General features: G+C 71.5%; 8 protein-coding genes and 1 tRNA gene. 8 read left to right on the forward strand and 1 reads right to left on the reverse strand.

The window, feature by feature from the left end; translation table 11 throughout:
• Positions 1-58: 58 nt before the first annotated feature.
• From CP975_RS19320 to CP975_RS19355, 8 genes are all read left to right on the forward strand, one after another.
• Positions 59-646, forward strand: a complete 588-nt coding sequence (locus CP975_RS19320) for a hypothetical protein (RefSeq protein WP_055532150.1) — start codon at positions 59-61, stop codon at positions 644-646.
• 58 nt (positions 647-704) lie between these two features.
• The gene (locus CP975_RS19325; RefSeq protein WP_055532148.1) at positions 705-2,249 is read left to right on the forward strand and encodes a DUF7059 domain-containing protein; all 1,545 of its coding nucleotides are present in this window, start codon (positions 705-707) and stop codon (positions 2,247-2,249) included.
• Positions 2,250-2,497: 248 nt separating this feature from the next.
• Positions 2,498-2,695 (forward strand): hypothetical protein, encoded by a 198-nt coding sequence (locus CP975_RS19330; protein ID WP_055536295.1) that lies wholly within the window; start codon positions 2,498-2,500, stop codon positions 2,693-2,695.
• Between the two features lie 565 nt (positions 2,696-3,260).
• A complete protein-coding gene (gene topA, locus CP975_RS19335; RefSeq protein ID WP_055536294.1) occupies positions 3,261-6,092 on the forward strand; it encodes a type I DNA topoisomerase in 2,832 nt (943 codons plus the stop codon).
• A 71-nt stretch (positions 6,093-6,163) separates the two neighbouring features.
• Complete coding sequence (gene tmk / locus CP975_RS19340) at positions 6,164-9,412, forward strand: dTMP kinase (protein ID WP_055536293.1); 3,249 nt, start codon at positions 6,164-6,166, stop codon at positions 9,410-9,412.
• Between the two features lie 162 nt (positions 9,413-9,574).
• Positions 9,575-10,780, forward strand: a complete 1,206-nt coding sequence (locus CP975_RS19345) for a DNA polymerase III subunit delta' (protein WP_055536292.1) — start codon at positions 9,575-9,577, stop codon at positions 10,778-10,780.
• 129 nt (positions 10,781-10,909) lie between these two features.
• Positions 10,910-12,487, forward strand: a complete 1,578-nt coding sequence (locus CP975_RS19350; protein WP_055536291.1) for an alpha/beta hydrolase — start codon at positions 10,910-10,912, stop codon at positions 12,485-12,487.
• Between the two features lie 95 nt (positions 12,488-12,582).
• A tRNA-Thr gene (locus CP975_RS19355) sits at positions 12,583-12,656 on the forward strand.
• A gap of 97 nt (positions 12,657-12,753) precedes the next feature.
• Here the strand turns inward: CP975_RS19355 and CP975_RS19360 are convergent.
• On the reverse strand, positions 12,754-14,613 hold the full coding sequence (locus CP975_RS19360; protein ID WP_246201562.1) for a serine/threonine-protein kinase: 1,860 nt from the start codon (positions 14,611-14,613) through the stop codon (positions 12,754-12,756).
• Positions 14,614-14,792: the final 179 nt, after the last annotated feature.

Raw genomic sequence — 14,792 nt, forward strand, 5'->3', positions numbered from 1 at the left:
CGGACCCACGGCATGCGATTGTCGCTCGTTTGGCGTGTAAGTTCCGGGGCCGAGAGCCATGGAAGGGACCAATCCGGTGAACAAGAAGCTTGCAGCCGCACTGTCCGGCGGTGCGGTACTGGTACTCACTCTGTCCGGGTGCAGCAGCGACGACGGCAACAAGGAACTGGACGACTGGGCCAAGAAGGTCTGTGACTCCGTCCAGCCGCAGTCGAAGAAGATCGCGGACGCCAACGCGGCGATCCAGAAGGAGACCTCCGACAACAGTTCGCCCGCCGACGTCCAGAAGACCGACTCCAAGGCGTTCCAGGACATGTCCGACGCCTACAAGGCGATGGGCTCCTCCGTGAAGGGCGCGGGCGCGCCGCCGGTCGACGACGGTCAGAAGAAGACGGACGACGCAGTCAAGGAACTGAACGCCATCTCCAAGTCGTACGAGGACCTGAAGAAGCAGGTCGACGGATTGAACACCAAGAACCAGGCGGACTTCGCGGACGGCCTCAAGGACGTCGCGGGCGAGCTGGACAAGCTGAGCAAGAGCGGCAACGAGGCGCTGGAGAAGTTGCAGGAGGGGGAGGTCGGCAAGGCGATGGGCAAGCAGGACAGCTGCAAGAGCGCGTCCGCCACGCCGTCGGCCGGGAACTGACCCCCGCCCCACACTGCCCCGGCGCCCGGGTACTGTCCGCCCGCGCCGGGGCAGGGCCATGGAGCCGCTCGCGGGTCACAATGGGGGCGTGAGTAACCCCAGCCTCCCCCTGCCCTCGTCCGACCGCGCCGACGTAGCCGCCTCCCTGCGAGAGGCTCTGCTCGCCGCCGACTTCACCGCCGACGGGCTGCTCGAACTGCTCGGGGCGCCCGCGTACGCCGCGCTCGCGCGCAGTGAGACCGTGCCCGCGCTGCGGGCCACCCGCGGGGACAGCGGCCTCGCGGCCCTCGTACGCCTCTTCCTGCTCCAGGAAACCGTCCCCCACGCGCGCGTGGCGGACGTTCTGCCCGTCGACGCTCTTCTGGAGAGCCGCTGGCTGGCCGGCCAGGGGGACGAGCTGCGGGCGACCGTGGACGTGCGCCCCTATGGCGGGCCGGACGGCGAGGACTGGTTCATCGTCTCCGACCTGGGCTGCGCGGTCGGCGGCGCCGGCGGCATCGGCAGCCATGACGAAGGCGTCGTCCTCGGCGTCGGCGGGGCGTCCACCACGCTCGCGGGGATCACCGTGCGGACCCCGGTCGGCAGCGCGCTCGACCTCGGCACCGGCTCCGGCATCCAGGCCCTGCACGCCGCGCAGCACGCCACGCGCGTGACGGCGACCGACCTCAACCCCCGGGCGCTGGAGTTCACCCGGCTCACGCTGGCTCTGTCCGGCGCCCCGGAGGCGGACCTGCGCGAGGGCTCCCTCTTCGAGCCGGTGGGCGAGGAGACGTACGACCTGATCGTGTCGAACCCGCCCTTCGTGATCTCGCCGGGGGCCCGGCTCACCTACCGCGACGGCGGGATGGGCGGGGACGATCTGTGCCGGTCGCTCGTTCAGGAGGCGGGGGAGCGGTTGAACGAAGGGGGGTACGCGCACTTCCTGGCCAACTGGCAGCACGTGGACGGCGAGGAGTGGCAGGACCGCCTGCGTTCCTGGGTGCCGCGCGGCTGTGACGCCTGGATCGTGCAGCGCGAAGTCCAGGACATCACGCAGTACGCCGAGCTGTGGCTGCGGGACGCGGGGGACCACCGCCAGGACCCCACCGTGTACGCGCAGCGGTACGAGGCGTGGCTGGACGAGTTCGAGGCGCGCGGGACACGGGCCGTCGGGTTCGGCTGGATCACCCTGCGCAAGTCCGGGGCCGCCGAGCCGACCGTGACCGTCGAGGAGTGGCCGCACCCCGTCGAGCAGCCGCTCGGCCAGACGGTGCGGGAGTTCTTCGACCGCCAGGAGTACCTGCGTACGCACGACGACGCGGCGCTGCTCGCCGGGCACTTCAAGCTCGCCGACGAGGTCATGCAGGAGCAGGTGGGGCTGCCGGGCGCCGAGGACCCGGAGCACGTCGTGCTGCGACAGCACCGAGGGATGCGGCGGGCCACCAAGGTGGATACCGTGGGCGCCGGATTCGCGGGTGTGTGCGACGGCTCGCTGAGCGCCGGGCGGATCCTGGACGCCATCGCCCAACTGGTCGGGGACGACCCGGTGTTGCTGCGGGACCGGACGCCCGCTCAGATCAGGCTCCTGGTGGAGCAGGGCTTCCTGCTGCCGGTCCGGGCGTAGGGCCTGGCCCGTGCGGCAGTGCCCGGGGTGGTGAAATCGGCCAACATCCCGTACGCATCCGGCGATACGGGTGGGTACCACGGGTTCCGGGGGGGGGTACGGCGGGTTCCGGGCGTACGGCGGGTTCCGGGGCGGTGGCGGGTCGAGGGTGCCGTCCGTCGTTCACCCGGATTTCGCGCTCCCGATTCCCGGCCGTGCCAGCCTCCTGGCGGACCGCCGAGAAGAGCTGCCACGGGGAGGCAAGGGCCATGGAGAGCGCACCCGCGATCTTCGCCGGAACGGTGTTCGCGCTGTTCGGTGCCGGACTGCTGCTGTGGACCGGTGCGCGGGTCGCGCACCGCGAGCCCGTCGCCCACGGTGTGAAGCCCGTCGCATCGGCGACGCTCTCCGCGCTCGCCGGTTCCGGGGCGCTGCTTCTCGGAGTGTGGTGTTTCACTCGGCTGTGAATCCGGGGGCGCCGACAGCGGCGGACCGCCACCTTCCGGTGACGGTGGAGCGTCGTATTTCGGCTGCGGCGGAGCGCCGTGTTCCGGTCGACGGGCGGCCGTACGTCGATGGGGCGGATGGGGCCTGTCCCGGTGGTGCGGCGGGTGGTACTCCCGTAGGGAGTGGGGTCGCGCTTCCCGGTGGCGGTGTCGCCTTTCGACAGGGCGGACAGGCTCGGTCCGATGCCGTGGAGGGGACTGGTCCGGGGCGATACGGGGACTCCTCAGGTACCGGGGAGCGGACGGCTCCAGGTGATCGCGCAGGTGCGGCGGGGCCGCTGCCCCGGCGGGTCGCCGAAACGGCAGGTCGCCACTCCGGGCGGCAGGAATGGCGGTAGTCGGGTTACCGTTCGAGTGGCCGTTGCGGGCTTTTACCGTTTGACACGGGGGCGGGATGTACCGTCACACTCCGCAGCGTCAGCGCAACGCAAGCCATGCGAGCACTGCCACCGCACTGCCAGGAGCACTGCTACGAGCATTGCCACCGCGCACTGCCACCGAGCGTCGACCGGAGAGAAGAGCGAAGTTGTCCCCGACCAGCGAGACCGCACAGGGCGGCCGCCGACTCGTCATCGTCGAGTCGCCTGCCAAGGCGAAGACGATCAAGAGCTACCTCGGCCCCGGCTACGTAGTCGAGGCCAGCGTCGGGCACATCCGCGACCTCCCCAACGGCGCCGCGGAGGTGCCCGAGAAGTACACCGGCGAGGTGCGCCGCCTCGGCGTGGACGTCGAGCATGACTTCGCGCCCATCTATGTCGTCAACGCCGACAAGAAGGCGCAGGTCAAGAAGCTCAAGGACCTGCTGAAGGACTCCGACGAACTCTTTCTCGCCACCGATGAGGACCGCGAGGGCGAAGCCATCGCGTGGCACCTCCTCGAGGTCCTGAAGCCCAAGGTCCCCGTCCACCGGATGGTCTTCCACGAGATCACCAAGGACGCGATCCGCAGCGCCGTCGCCAACCCGCGCGAGCTGAACAAGCGCATGGTCGACGCGCAGGAGACCCGCCGCATCCTCGACCGCCTCTACGGCTACGAGGTCTCGCCGGTCCTGTGGAAGAAGGTCATGCCGCGCCTGTCGGCGGGCCGCGTCCAGTCCGTGGCCACCCGCCTCGTCGTCGAACGGGAGCGCGAGCGCATCGCCTTCCGTTCCGCCGAGTACTGGGACCTGACCGGCACCTTCGGCACCGGCCGCGCCGGTGACGCCTCCGACCCGTCGCAGCTCGTCGCCCGCCTCACCTCGGTCGACGGCAAGCGGATCGCCCAGGGCCGTGACTTCAACTCCGTCGGGCAGCTCAAATCCGACACCCTGCACCTGGACGAGGCGAACGCCCGTGCGCTCGCCGCCGCGCTCCAGGACACGAACTTCTCCGTACGCTCCGTCGAGTCCAAGCCGTACCGCCGCTCTCCGTACGCCCCGTTCCGTACGACGACGATGCAGCAGGAGGCCTCGCGCAAGCTGGGCTTCGGCGCTAAGGCCACGATGCAGGTGGCCCAGAAGCTGTACGAGAACGGCTTCATCACCTATATGCGTACGGACTCCACGACCCTGTCCGACACGGCGGTCACCGCCGCTCGCGCTCAGGTCACGCAGCTCTACGGCAGCGACTACCTGCCGGACAAGCCGCGTACGTACGCCGGAAAGGTCAAGAACGCGCAGGAGGCGCACGAGGCGATCCGCCCCTCGGGTGATCGTTTCCGCACGCCCGCCGAGACCGGCCTGACCGGCGACCAGTTCCGGCTCTACGAGCTGATCTGGAAGCGCACCGTCGCCTCCCAGATGAAGGACGCGACCGGGAACTCCGTCACGGTCAAGATCGGTGGCCGCGCCTCCGACGGCCGCGACGCCGAGTTCAGCGCGTCCGGCAAGACCATCACCTTCCACGGCTTCCTCAAGGCGTACGTCGAGGGCGCCGACGACCCGAACGCCGAGCTGGACGACCGCGAGCGCAGGCTTCCGCAGGTCAACGAGGGAGACGCGCTCTCCGCCGAGGAGATCTCGGTCGACGGGCACGCGACCAAGCCCCCGGCCCGCTACACCGAGGCCTCGCTGGTCAAGGAGCTGGAAGAGCGCGAGATCGGCCGCCCGTCGACGTACGCGTCGATCCTCGGGACCATCCTCGACCGCGGATACGTCTTCAAGAAGGGGACGGCGCTCGTCCCCTCGTTCCTGTCGTTCGCCGTCGTCAATCTGCTGGAGAAGCACTTCGGGCGGCTCGTCGACTACGACTTCACCGCCAGGATGGAGGACGACCTCGACCGCATCGCGCGGGGCGAGGCGCAGGCCGTGCCGTGGCTGCGGCGCTTCTACTTCGGTGAGGGCGAGCCCTCCGGCGGCGCGGCCGACGCGGGCAACGGCGACGGCGACCACCTCGGCGGCCTCAAGGAACTCGTCACCGACCTCGGCGCGATCGACGCCCGCGAGGTGTCGTCCTTCCCCGTCGGTGACGGCATCATGCTGCGCGTGGGCCGCTACGGCCCCTACATCGAGCGCGGCGAGCGCGACTCCGAGGAGCACCAGCGGGCCGACGTCCCCGAGGACCTGGCGCCCGACGAGCTGACCGTCGAGTACGCGGAGGAGCTGCTCGCCAAGCCGAGCGGGGACTTCGAACTGGGCGCGGACCCCGCGTCCGGCCACCAGATCGTCGCCAAGGACGGGCGTTACGGCCCGTACGTCACCGAGGTGCTGCCCGAGGGCACGCCGAAGACCGGCAAGAACGCGGTCAAGCCGCGCACGGCCTCGCTCTTCAAGTCCATGTCGTTGGACACGGTCACCCTTGAGGACGCGCTGAAGCTGATGTCGCTGCCGCGCGTCGTCGGCACCGACGCCGAGGGCGTCGAGATCACCGCGCAGAACGGCCGGTACGGCCCGTATCTGAAGAAGGGCACCGACTCGCGCTCCATCGAGAGCGAGGAGCAGCTCTTCACCATCACGCTCGAAGAGGCCCTGGAGATCTACTCCCAGCCGAAGCAGCGGGGGCGCGCGGCCGCGAAGCCGCCGCTGAAGGAGCTGGGCGAGGACCCGGTCAGCGGGAAGCCCGTCGTGGTCAAGGACGGCCGCTTCGGCGCGTACGTGACCGATGGCGAGACCAACGCGACGCTGCGGGCGGCGGACTCGGTCGAGGACATCACCCCGGAGCGCGGCTACGAGCTGCTCGCGGAGAAGCGGGCGAAGGGGCCGGCCAAGAAGACGGCGAAGAAGGCCGCCAAGAAGGCGCCTGCCAAGAAGGCGCCCGCTAAGAAGGCTGCCGCCACGAAGACTGCCGCGGCCAAGAAGACGACCGCTAAGAAGACTGCCGCTAAGAAGACCACTGCCAAGAAGGCGGCGGCTTCGAGTAAGGCTGCCTCTTCGGAGGACTGACACAACGGGGCGACCGGGCGTTAGTTCGGGTGGGCCCTCGGGGAAGCGGCGCGTCCAGATAGGCTGGACGGATGACGCGTGCCGAGCAGCCAACGGCCGGAATTCCGGCCCCCGACGACGCCCTGGTCGCAGATTCCCGAGAGCGTGCGGTCCGCGCTCTGCTGCGCGTACCCCAGCTGAAGCGGTTGTGGAGCGCCCATCTCGTCGGCAGTGCCGGCGACGCGCTCGCCCTGCTCGTCCTGGTGATTCTCGCGCTCCAGTCGGCCATCGCGGAAGGCGCCTTCGGCGGCGGCTACCGCGGCGTGGCCCTCGCCATCACCGCGGTCTTCGGAGCGCGCGTCCTCGCGACGCTGCTCTTCGGAGCGGTGCTCCTCGGGCCACTCACCTCCCTCACCTCACCGGGCGGCCCGCTCGACCGGCGCTGGACCATGGTCGGCGCCGACGGCGTGCGCGCGGCGCTGCTGATCGTCGCGCCGCTGTGGATCGACTGGACGCCGGACAACGCCCTCGCGGTGATCCTGGTGACCTCCTTCGTGGTCGGGGTCGCCGAGCGGTTCTGGACGGTCGCCAGGGAGAGCGTGGCGCCCGCGCTGCTGCCCGCGCCGCCCCTGGAGGGCGCGACGGTACGGCCGCTGCCGGACCACATGGACGCGCTGCGGCGCCTGTCGCTGCGTACGGGATTCGTGGCGCTGCCCCTCGCGGCCGCCGCGCTGGTCGCCATCACGCTCATCGGCAACCTCCTGGGCGCCGGGCTCGACTGGTTCGCACTGCACCAGGCGGGGCTCGCCTCGTTCCTCGCGGCCGGGCTGTTCGCCGGTTCGCTGTCCATCGTCTACTTCCTGCGGCTTCCCGGTACGCAGACGCCACGCGCGCGTAGCCCCCTCGAAGGGCTTCGCAGGCCGCGTACGGGCACCGGCACCGACAAGGGGCGTACGGGTGCCATCCCGCTGCTCGTCGTCGCCTGTGCCGCCGTCGCCACGGCCGTCGCCGCAGCCGTCGCCGTCGCCTTGCTGCACGCCAAGGACCTGGGCGGTGGGCCCGTCACGTACGGCCTGATCGTCCTCGCGCTCACCGGCGGCACCGTCGTCGGCATCCGTACCGCGCCCTCCCTGCTGACCTCGCTCTCGCGCCGCCGGCTGCTCGCTCTCGCGATCGCCCTCACCGGCGTCGCACTGCTCGCCGCGGGCCTCGTGCCCGACGTGACGACCGTCCTGCTGCTGCTGGCCCTCACCGGCGTCAGCGCGGGCGTCGCCGCGAACACCGGGCACGCGCTGCTCGACCAGGAGGTCGAGGACTACCGCAGGGCCCGCACCACCGAACACCTCCAGGCCGTCGTCCGGCTGAGCGTCGCGCTCGGCGCGCTGGTGGCCCCCGTGGTCGCCGCCGCGATCGGGCCGCACCGCATGGTCAACGGCAAGTTCGTCTTCGACCACGGAGGCGCCGCCTTCACGCTGATGCTGGTCGGCGCGCTGCTCCTGCCGGTGGCCGCGCTGGTCCTCGCCAAGGCCGACGACCGGCAGGGCGTACCGCTGCGACACGACCTGCTGGACGCGCTGCGCGGCGGCGACGACCCGGCGCAGGCTCCCTGCGCCACCGGTTTCTTCATCGCCCTGGAGGGCGGCGACGGCGCCGGTAAGTCGACGCAGGCCGAGGCGCTCGCCGAGTGGATCCGCGCCAAGGGCCATGAAGTCGTCGTCACGCGCGAGCCGGGCGCCACGCCCGTCGGCAAGCGGCTGCGGTCGATCCTGCTGGACGTGTCCTCGGCCGGCCTCTCGCACCGCGCGGAGGCCCTGCTGTACGCCGCCGACCGCGCCGAGCACGTCGACACCGTCGTACGGCCCGCCCTGGAGCGCGGCGCCATCGTCATCTCCGACCGGTACATCGACTCGTCCGTCGCCTACCAGGGCGCCGGACGCGACCTCTCGCCGACCGAGATCGCCCGCATCAACCGCTGGGCCACCGGTGGGCTCGTACCGAACCTGACGTGCCTGCTCGACGTATCGCCCGAGGCCGCCCGCGAGCGGTTCACGGAGGCGCCCGACCGGCTTGAGTCGGAGCCCGCCGAGTTCCACGCGCGCGTGCGGTCCGGTTTCCTCACGCTCGCCGCCGCCGACCCGGGCCGCTACCTCGTCGTCGACGCCTCCCAGGAGCCGGAGGCGGTCACGACCGTGATCCGGCACCGGCTCGACGTGGTCCTTCCGCTCTCCGAGGCCGAGGTGAAGGCCCAGGAAGAGGCCCGCAAGGCCGCCGAGGAGGAGGCGCGGCGCAAGGCCGAGGAAGAGGCCGCCCGCAAGGCTGAGGAGGAGCGCCTGGAGCGCGAGCGCCAGGAGCAGCTCGCCAAACTGCGCGCCGAGGAGGAGGAGCGCAAGCGGCGCGAGCTGGAAGAGGCCCAGCGCCGCGAGGCCGAGCGGCAGGCCGAGGAGGCCAGGAAGCGGGCCGAGGAGGCGCGGCGCAAGGCCGAGGAGGAGAAGGCCAGGCTGCTCGCCGAGGAGAAACTCAGGGAGGCCGAGGAGGCGCGGCGCCGCGCGGAGGCCGAGGAAGAGGCGCGGCTGCGGGCCGAGGCGGAGGAGCGTCGGCGCGAGAAGCAGCGCAAGGCGGAGGAGGCGTTGCTGCGGGCGGAGGAGGCGCGGCGGATGGCAGCGGCGTCCGCGTCCGCGGCTGCGGCGGCGGCTGAGGCGGCTTCGGCCTCCACGGCTTCTGCTTCTGTTTCTGCGCCGGGTGCCTCAGACGCACCCGCGCCGGGTGCCTCAGACGCCCCGGCCGTACCGGCTGCCCCGTCCGTGCCGCCCGCCGCGGCCGCACCAGCTGCCCCGTCCGCACCGGCCACCCCATCCGCACCGGCCGCCCAGCCCGTGCCGGACAACGAGACCACCGTGTCCACCCCCGTGGTGGCGCCGCCGCCCGCCGGAGCGGCCGACGAGACCGCCGTCCTGCCGGCGGTGCGGCCCGGAGGGCCGGGCCCGGAGGACACCGAGGTGCTGCCTCAGCCGCCGGTTCCGGGGGCTACGGACGAGACAGCGGTGCTGCCGGCCGTCTCCGAGGACAAGGTGCCGCCGGGCTACTTCCGCGACGAGCGTCCGTCGGCCGCCGAGGGGGCCAACGAACGCACCCGCGAGCTTCCCCAGATCGACGAGCAGGGCACGCCCCGGCGGTCCGGGCCCGGATGGGCCGAGGAGACGCCGGCGGGCGATCTGCCGACGCTGGCGGACGAACTGCTCGGCTCGCACGAGGACGGTGCCGACGGCGCCCACGAGGCGGATGGCGCCGATGACGCTGATGGCAGGAGCGGGCGGGGGCGCCGCGGCGGCCGCCGACGTTGATCGCGGGCGCGGGCGCGGGTCCGAAGGCGGGCCGGGGGCCGTCCGGGAGCCGGGCGGCCCGGATTGTCAGTGGCGTGTTCCACAATGGCAGTCCGGCAAGAGCAGTGCGCAGCGTAAGGCGGTGACCCCCATGAGCGTGTGGGACGACGTGGCGGTGACGTCGTGAGCGTGTGGGACGACCTGGTGGGCCAGGATCGGGTGAGCGCGCAGCTGAGTGCCGCCGCCCGGGACGCCGACGCGCTGGTGACCGCGGTCGCCGCCGACACGCCCGTGCCGGATTCGTCGAAGATGACGCATGCCTGGCTGTTCACGGGTCCGCCCGGCTCCGGACGGTCCACGGCGGCGCGGGCCTTCGCCGCCGCCCTCCAGTGCACCAGCCCGGACCGCGCCCTGGGCGGCGTTCCCGGCTGCGGGTTCTGCGACGGCTGTCACACCAGCCTCGTCGGTACGCACGCCGACGTGGAAGTGGTGCGTACGGACCTGCTGTCCATCGGCGTGAAGGAGACCCGCGAGCTCGTCCGGAGGGCCCAGCTCTCGCCCGCGGTCGGGCGCTGGCAGGTCATCGTCCTGGAAGACGCCGACCGCCTCACCGAGGGCGCGGGGAACGTCCTGCTGAAAGCCGTCGAGGAGCCCGCTCCCCGTACCGTGTGGCTGCTCTGCGCGCCCTCCCTGGAGGACGTGCTGCCGACCATCCGCTCCCGCTGCCGGCACCTGACACTGCGTACGCCTCCTGTGGATGCCGTCGCCGACGTGCTCGTACGAAGAGACGGCATCGAGCCCGACGTCGCCGCGTCGGTGGCGCGCGCCACGCAGGGGCACATCGGCCGCGCCCGGCGGCTCGCCACCGACCCCCGCGCGCGCGAGCGCAGGGCCGCCGTCCTGAAGCTGCCCCTGCGCGTGCAGGAGATCGGCGGCTGTCTGAAGGCGGCGCAGGAGCTGATCGACACGGCGACCGACGACGCGAAGCAGGTCGCCGAGGACGTCGACACCAAGGAGACCGAGGAGATGAAGGCGGCGCTCGGCGGGGCGCAGGGCAGCCGGATGCCGCGCGGCACCGCGGGCATCATGAAGGAGCTGGAGGACCGCCAGAAGCGCCGCAAGACCCGTACGCAGCGCGACAGCCTCGACCTCGCGCTCATCGACCTGACCGGTGTCTACCGCGACGTCCTCGCCCTTCAGTTGGGCTCCCGCGTCGCCATCGCCAACACGGAGGTGCAGGACATGCTGGAGCGCATGGCCCTGGCCACTTCCCCCGAGGCCACGCTGCGCCGCATCGAGGCGATCGGCGCCTGCCGCACGGCCCTCGATCGCAATGTGGCGCCGCTGCTGGCCGTGGAGGCGATGACGGTGGCGTTGCGGGCCGGGTGAGGCGGCCGGTCCCGTGAGGGAGCGGCGGTGAACCGCCGCGCGTGGCGGACTGGTTGACGCCGTCACCCGTACGAGTAGCGAGCGAGTACGTTATGTGTTCAGGCGTGCGCGGAGGGTTAGGCTCGCGTGATGGACATCAGCCGTCGCAACCGTCGCAGCCGCAGCCGTCACCTCCCCTTCCGCACGTGCGGCACGCTGCTCGTGACCGCGGGGCTGCTCATCTCCGGCTGTTCGTCGGGGAGTTCGAGGGCGGACGCCTCCATGGTCGCGCTGCCCAGCTCGACACCGGCGGACCTGGCCCCGTACTACGACCAGAAGCTCCGCTGGCGCGAGTGCGGGGTCGCCGGTTTCGAGTGCGCCACGATGAAGGTCCCGCTCGACTACGACAAGCCCGCGGCGGGCGACATCAAGTTGGCGGTGGCCCGAAAGAAGGCCACCGAGCGGCGGGCGCGGCTCGGTTCGCTCCTGGTCAACCCGGGCGGCCCCGGCGGCTCGGCGATCGGCTACCTCCAGTCGTACGCGGCGCTCGGCTATCCCGAGGAGGTCCGCGCCCGCTACGACATGGTCGCCGTCGACCCGCGCGGGGTGGCCCGCAGCGAGCCCGTCACCTGCCTCGACGGCAAGAGCATGGACGCGTACACGCAGACCGACATGACCCCCGACGACCAGCGCGAGACCGATGAGCTGCGCACTTCCTTCGAGGAGTTCGCGGACGGCTGCGAGGAGCGGTCGGCGAAGATCCTGCCGCATGTATCCACCGTCGAGGCGGCGCGCGACATGGACGTCCTCAGGGCGGCGCTGGGCGACGAGCGGCTGTCGTACGTCGGTGCCTCGTACGGGACGTTCCTCGGCGCGACGTACGCCGGTCTCTTCCCGAAGCGCGTGGGCCGTCTCGTCCTGGACGGCGCGATGGACCCCTCCCTGCCCGCACGCCGTATGAACCGCGACCAGACCGCCGGCTTCGAGACGGCGTTCCAGTCGTTCGCGAAGGACTGCGTGGCGCTCGGCGCGGAGTGCCCGCTCGGCTCAGGGAGCCCCGACGAGGCGGGCAAGCGCCTCAAGGCCTTCTTCGACGAGGTGGACCGGATGCCTCTGCCCGCCGACGACTCCTCGGGCCGCAAACTCGGCGAGGCCCTCGCCACGACGGGCGTGATCGCCGCGATGTACGACGAGGGCGCCTGGCCGCAGCTGCGTGACGCGCTCGGTTCGGCGATCAAGAACAAGGACGGGGCGGCACTGCTGGCCCTCTCCGACAGCTACTACGAGCGTGACGGCGACGGCACCTACGCGAACCTCATGTTCGCCAACGCCGCCGTGAACTGCCTGGACCTGCCGCCCGCCTTCACCACCCCGGACCAGGTCAAGAAGGCCCTCCCGGACTTCGAGAAGGCCTCCCCCGTCTTCGGCGAGGGCCTCGCCTGGGCCTCCCTGAACTGCGCGTACTGGCCGGTCAAGGCCACGGGCGAGCCGCACCGCATCGAGGCGAAGGGCGCGGCGCCCATCGTGGTCGCCGGCACGACCCGCGACCCCGCCACGCCCTACCACTGGGCCCAGGCCCTGGCCTCCCAGCTCTCCTCGGGCCGCCTCCTCACGTACGAGGGCGACGGCCACACGGCGTACGGCCGGGGCAGCGAGTGCATCGACTCGACGATCAACGCGTACCTCCTGGAGGGCAAGGTCCCGGCGGCGGGAAAGCGCTGTTCGTAGGGCGGGAGGGCCGCTCCGGGAGGGGTGTGCGGAGCACCCCCGGAAACTGTGTAGACTTGGCCGCGTTGCTGATCGCACGATGGTGCGGACGGCGCGCCGCCTTAGCTCAGATGGCCAGAGCAACGCACTCGTAATGCGTAGGTCTCGGGTTCGAATCCCGAAGGCGGCTCGGATTAACCCCAGGACTCACTCGCCGTGACCTGGGGTTTTTTCATGCCCGGACGCGGCGGGGGCGGACGCGGTGATCTTCGCGGTGAAGTGGCTGGTTACCTGTTCCACTTCTGGGATGCCTTGCCCGACTGGCATGTCGAGGCTGAGATGCCGCCTCCGAAGGCCAGGTCCAGGCAGCCGCCGTTCGATGTGCTCTTCAGGGTGCCGTTCGGGCCCCAGCGCCAGAGGCGGGCCGTGCCCTGGGTGCAGTCGCCTACGAAGACCGCCTGGCCGAGCATGTTGGCCACCAGGCAGGAGCCGGACTGTTTGTTGACGACCTTGATGCTGTTGTTCTCCGCGCTCACGGTGGACCACGAGGCGCTCGGGTCGCCGCAGGAGCCGTCGTCCGCGGAGCCGTATACCTGGATCAGGCAGGAGCCGTTGTCCGCGTTCTTCATGCGGTACGGGCCCGATGAGGGTTTCGTGTCCGTGGGGGAGTCGGGCTTGTCGTTGTGGTCGTCGTTGTTGTTGTCGGTGTCGCCGTCGCCCTCGCCGTTGGATGAGTCTTGGGGCGAGTCCTTCGAGCCCTCGGAGCCCTTGTTGCCGCCGTTGCTCTTTCCCGGTGGGTTCTTCGCGTCGGCGGGGGTGTCCTCGTCTGAGGCGTCGTCGGACTTCCCCTTGTCCGGTGATGCGTTCTTCTTGTCCTTCGGGTTCTTTCCGTTCTTGGCGGCGTCCGAGGGGTCGTTCGTCGTCGAGGGGCCGGAGGGCGGTGTTGTGGCGGTGGCCGAAGGGGGTGCGCCTGCCGCGCTGTCCGGGCTTGTGATGTAGGGGAGGTTCTGGAGCGCCAGTGTGGTGCCGGTGGCGATCACTACGACGGGGAGTACCGCCATCAGGACGCGAGTGCGGCGGCGGCGCTCGGGGGCGTGGGAGGCGGAGTGAGAGGCGGAGGTCGAGCCTGCGTTCGGGTTGGTTTCCGGTGGGGGTGGGGTGAGGGGGATGGGTGGGGCGGGGAGGAGGGTGGGGGGTCTTGTCGCGAACGCCGCTCGGCCCGCCAGGCGGTCCGTGACGGGGGTCGGCCAGGCGGGCGGGGTCGAAGGGCCCTGTCGTGCGGCCAGGTCGAGGAGTTCGGGGGCGGTCGGGCGGCCCTCGGGGTCCTTGTCCAGGCAGGTGGCGATGATCTCCGCCAGGCCTGGGTCCAGCGCGCGCAGCGGGTCCAGGTCGGGGGTGTCGTGGACGATGCGGTAGAGCGGGCTGCCCTCGGCGGCGTCCTTGAACGGCCATCGGCCGCTCGCCGCGTACGCGACCAGCAGGCCCAGCGTGAACATGTCCGATGCGCTGCTCAACCGCCGCTTCCCCGAAGCCTGTTCGGGCGACATGTACGCGGGCGTGCCGACGATCAGGCCCGTCTGGGTCAGCTGGCTCTGCTCGGCGGCGCGGGCGATGCCGAAGTCGATGAGGGTGACGCCGTCGAGGGTCAGCATGACGTTCGACGGTTTGAGGTCCCGGTGCACCATGCCGAGGGCGTGGACCGGTTCGAGGCCCTTCGCCACGCCCCGCAGCAGGCGCCACAGGGCGTCGGCCGGCAGCGGCCCACCGTGCGGCTCGACCGCTTCCGCCAAGGTGATGCCGGGTACGTACGCGGTGGCGAACCACGGAGGTTCGGCGGTGCGGTCGCTCGCCAGCAGCGGGGCGGTGGCCTCGGCCGGCAGGCGCGCGAGGTTGTCCATCTCCTGCCCGAAGCGGCGTACGAACCCCTCGTCCTCGGCGACGACGGACGCCAGCATCTGCTTGACGGCCGCGTACCGCCCCTCGACGACGCCGAGGTACACCCGCCCCATGCCGCCCGTCCCGAGACGGCCCACCAGGGGGATCGTGCCGATCTGCCGCGGGTCCCGTTCGCGCAGAGGCTCGGCGCCGCTGCCCGTGAGGTCGAACCCGTCCTGCGTGCCTGCCCCGTCCACCGTCTCCCCGTTCACCGGTCTCCCCGTTCACCGGTCTCCCGGCCGGGCCCGTGCCGCTCCCGTGCGCACCCCCGTCCGCACGGACGGACACCGGCCCCGGCCGGGCCGGACATCAGTTTGAACCATCGATCCTCTCGGGTGGAAGATCTTTCTAGAAAAGTGTTCCACTTTGGTGGGAAGTGGGCATGCGGGCC

The organism is Streptomyces alboniger, assembly GCF_008704395.1.
Lineage (GTDB): Bacteria > Actinomycetota > Actinomycetes > Streptomycetales > Streptomycetaceae > Streptomyces > Streptomyces alboniger.

Coding starts and splice junctions, on each gene's coding strand:
- CP975_RS19320 (WP_055532150.1), top strand. CDS start 59: ATGGAAGGGACCAATCCGGTGAACAAGAAGCTTGCAGCCGCACTGTCC.
- CP975_RS19325 (WP_055532148.1), top strand. CDS start 705: ATGGAGCCGCTCGCGGGTCACAATGGGGGCGTGAGTAACCCCAGCCTC.
- CP975_RS19330 (WP_055536295.1), top strand. CDS start 2,498: ATGGAGAGCGCACCCGCGATCTTCGCCGGAACGGTGTTCGCGCTGTTC.
- tmk (WP_055536293.1), top strand. CDS start 6,164: ATGACGCGTGCCGAGCAGCCAACGGCCGGAATTCCGGCCCCCGACGAC.
- CP975_RS19350 (WP_055536291.1), top strand. CDS start 10,910: ATGGACATCAGCCGTCGCAACCGTCGCAGCCGCAGCCGTCACCTCCCC.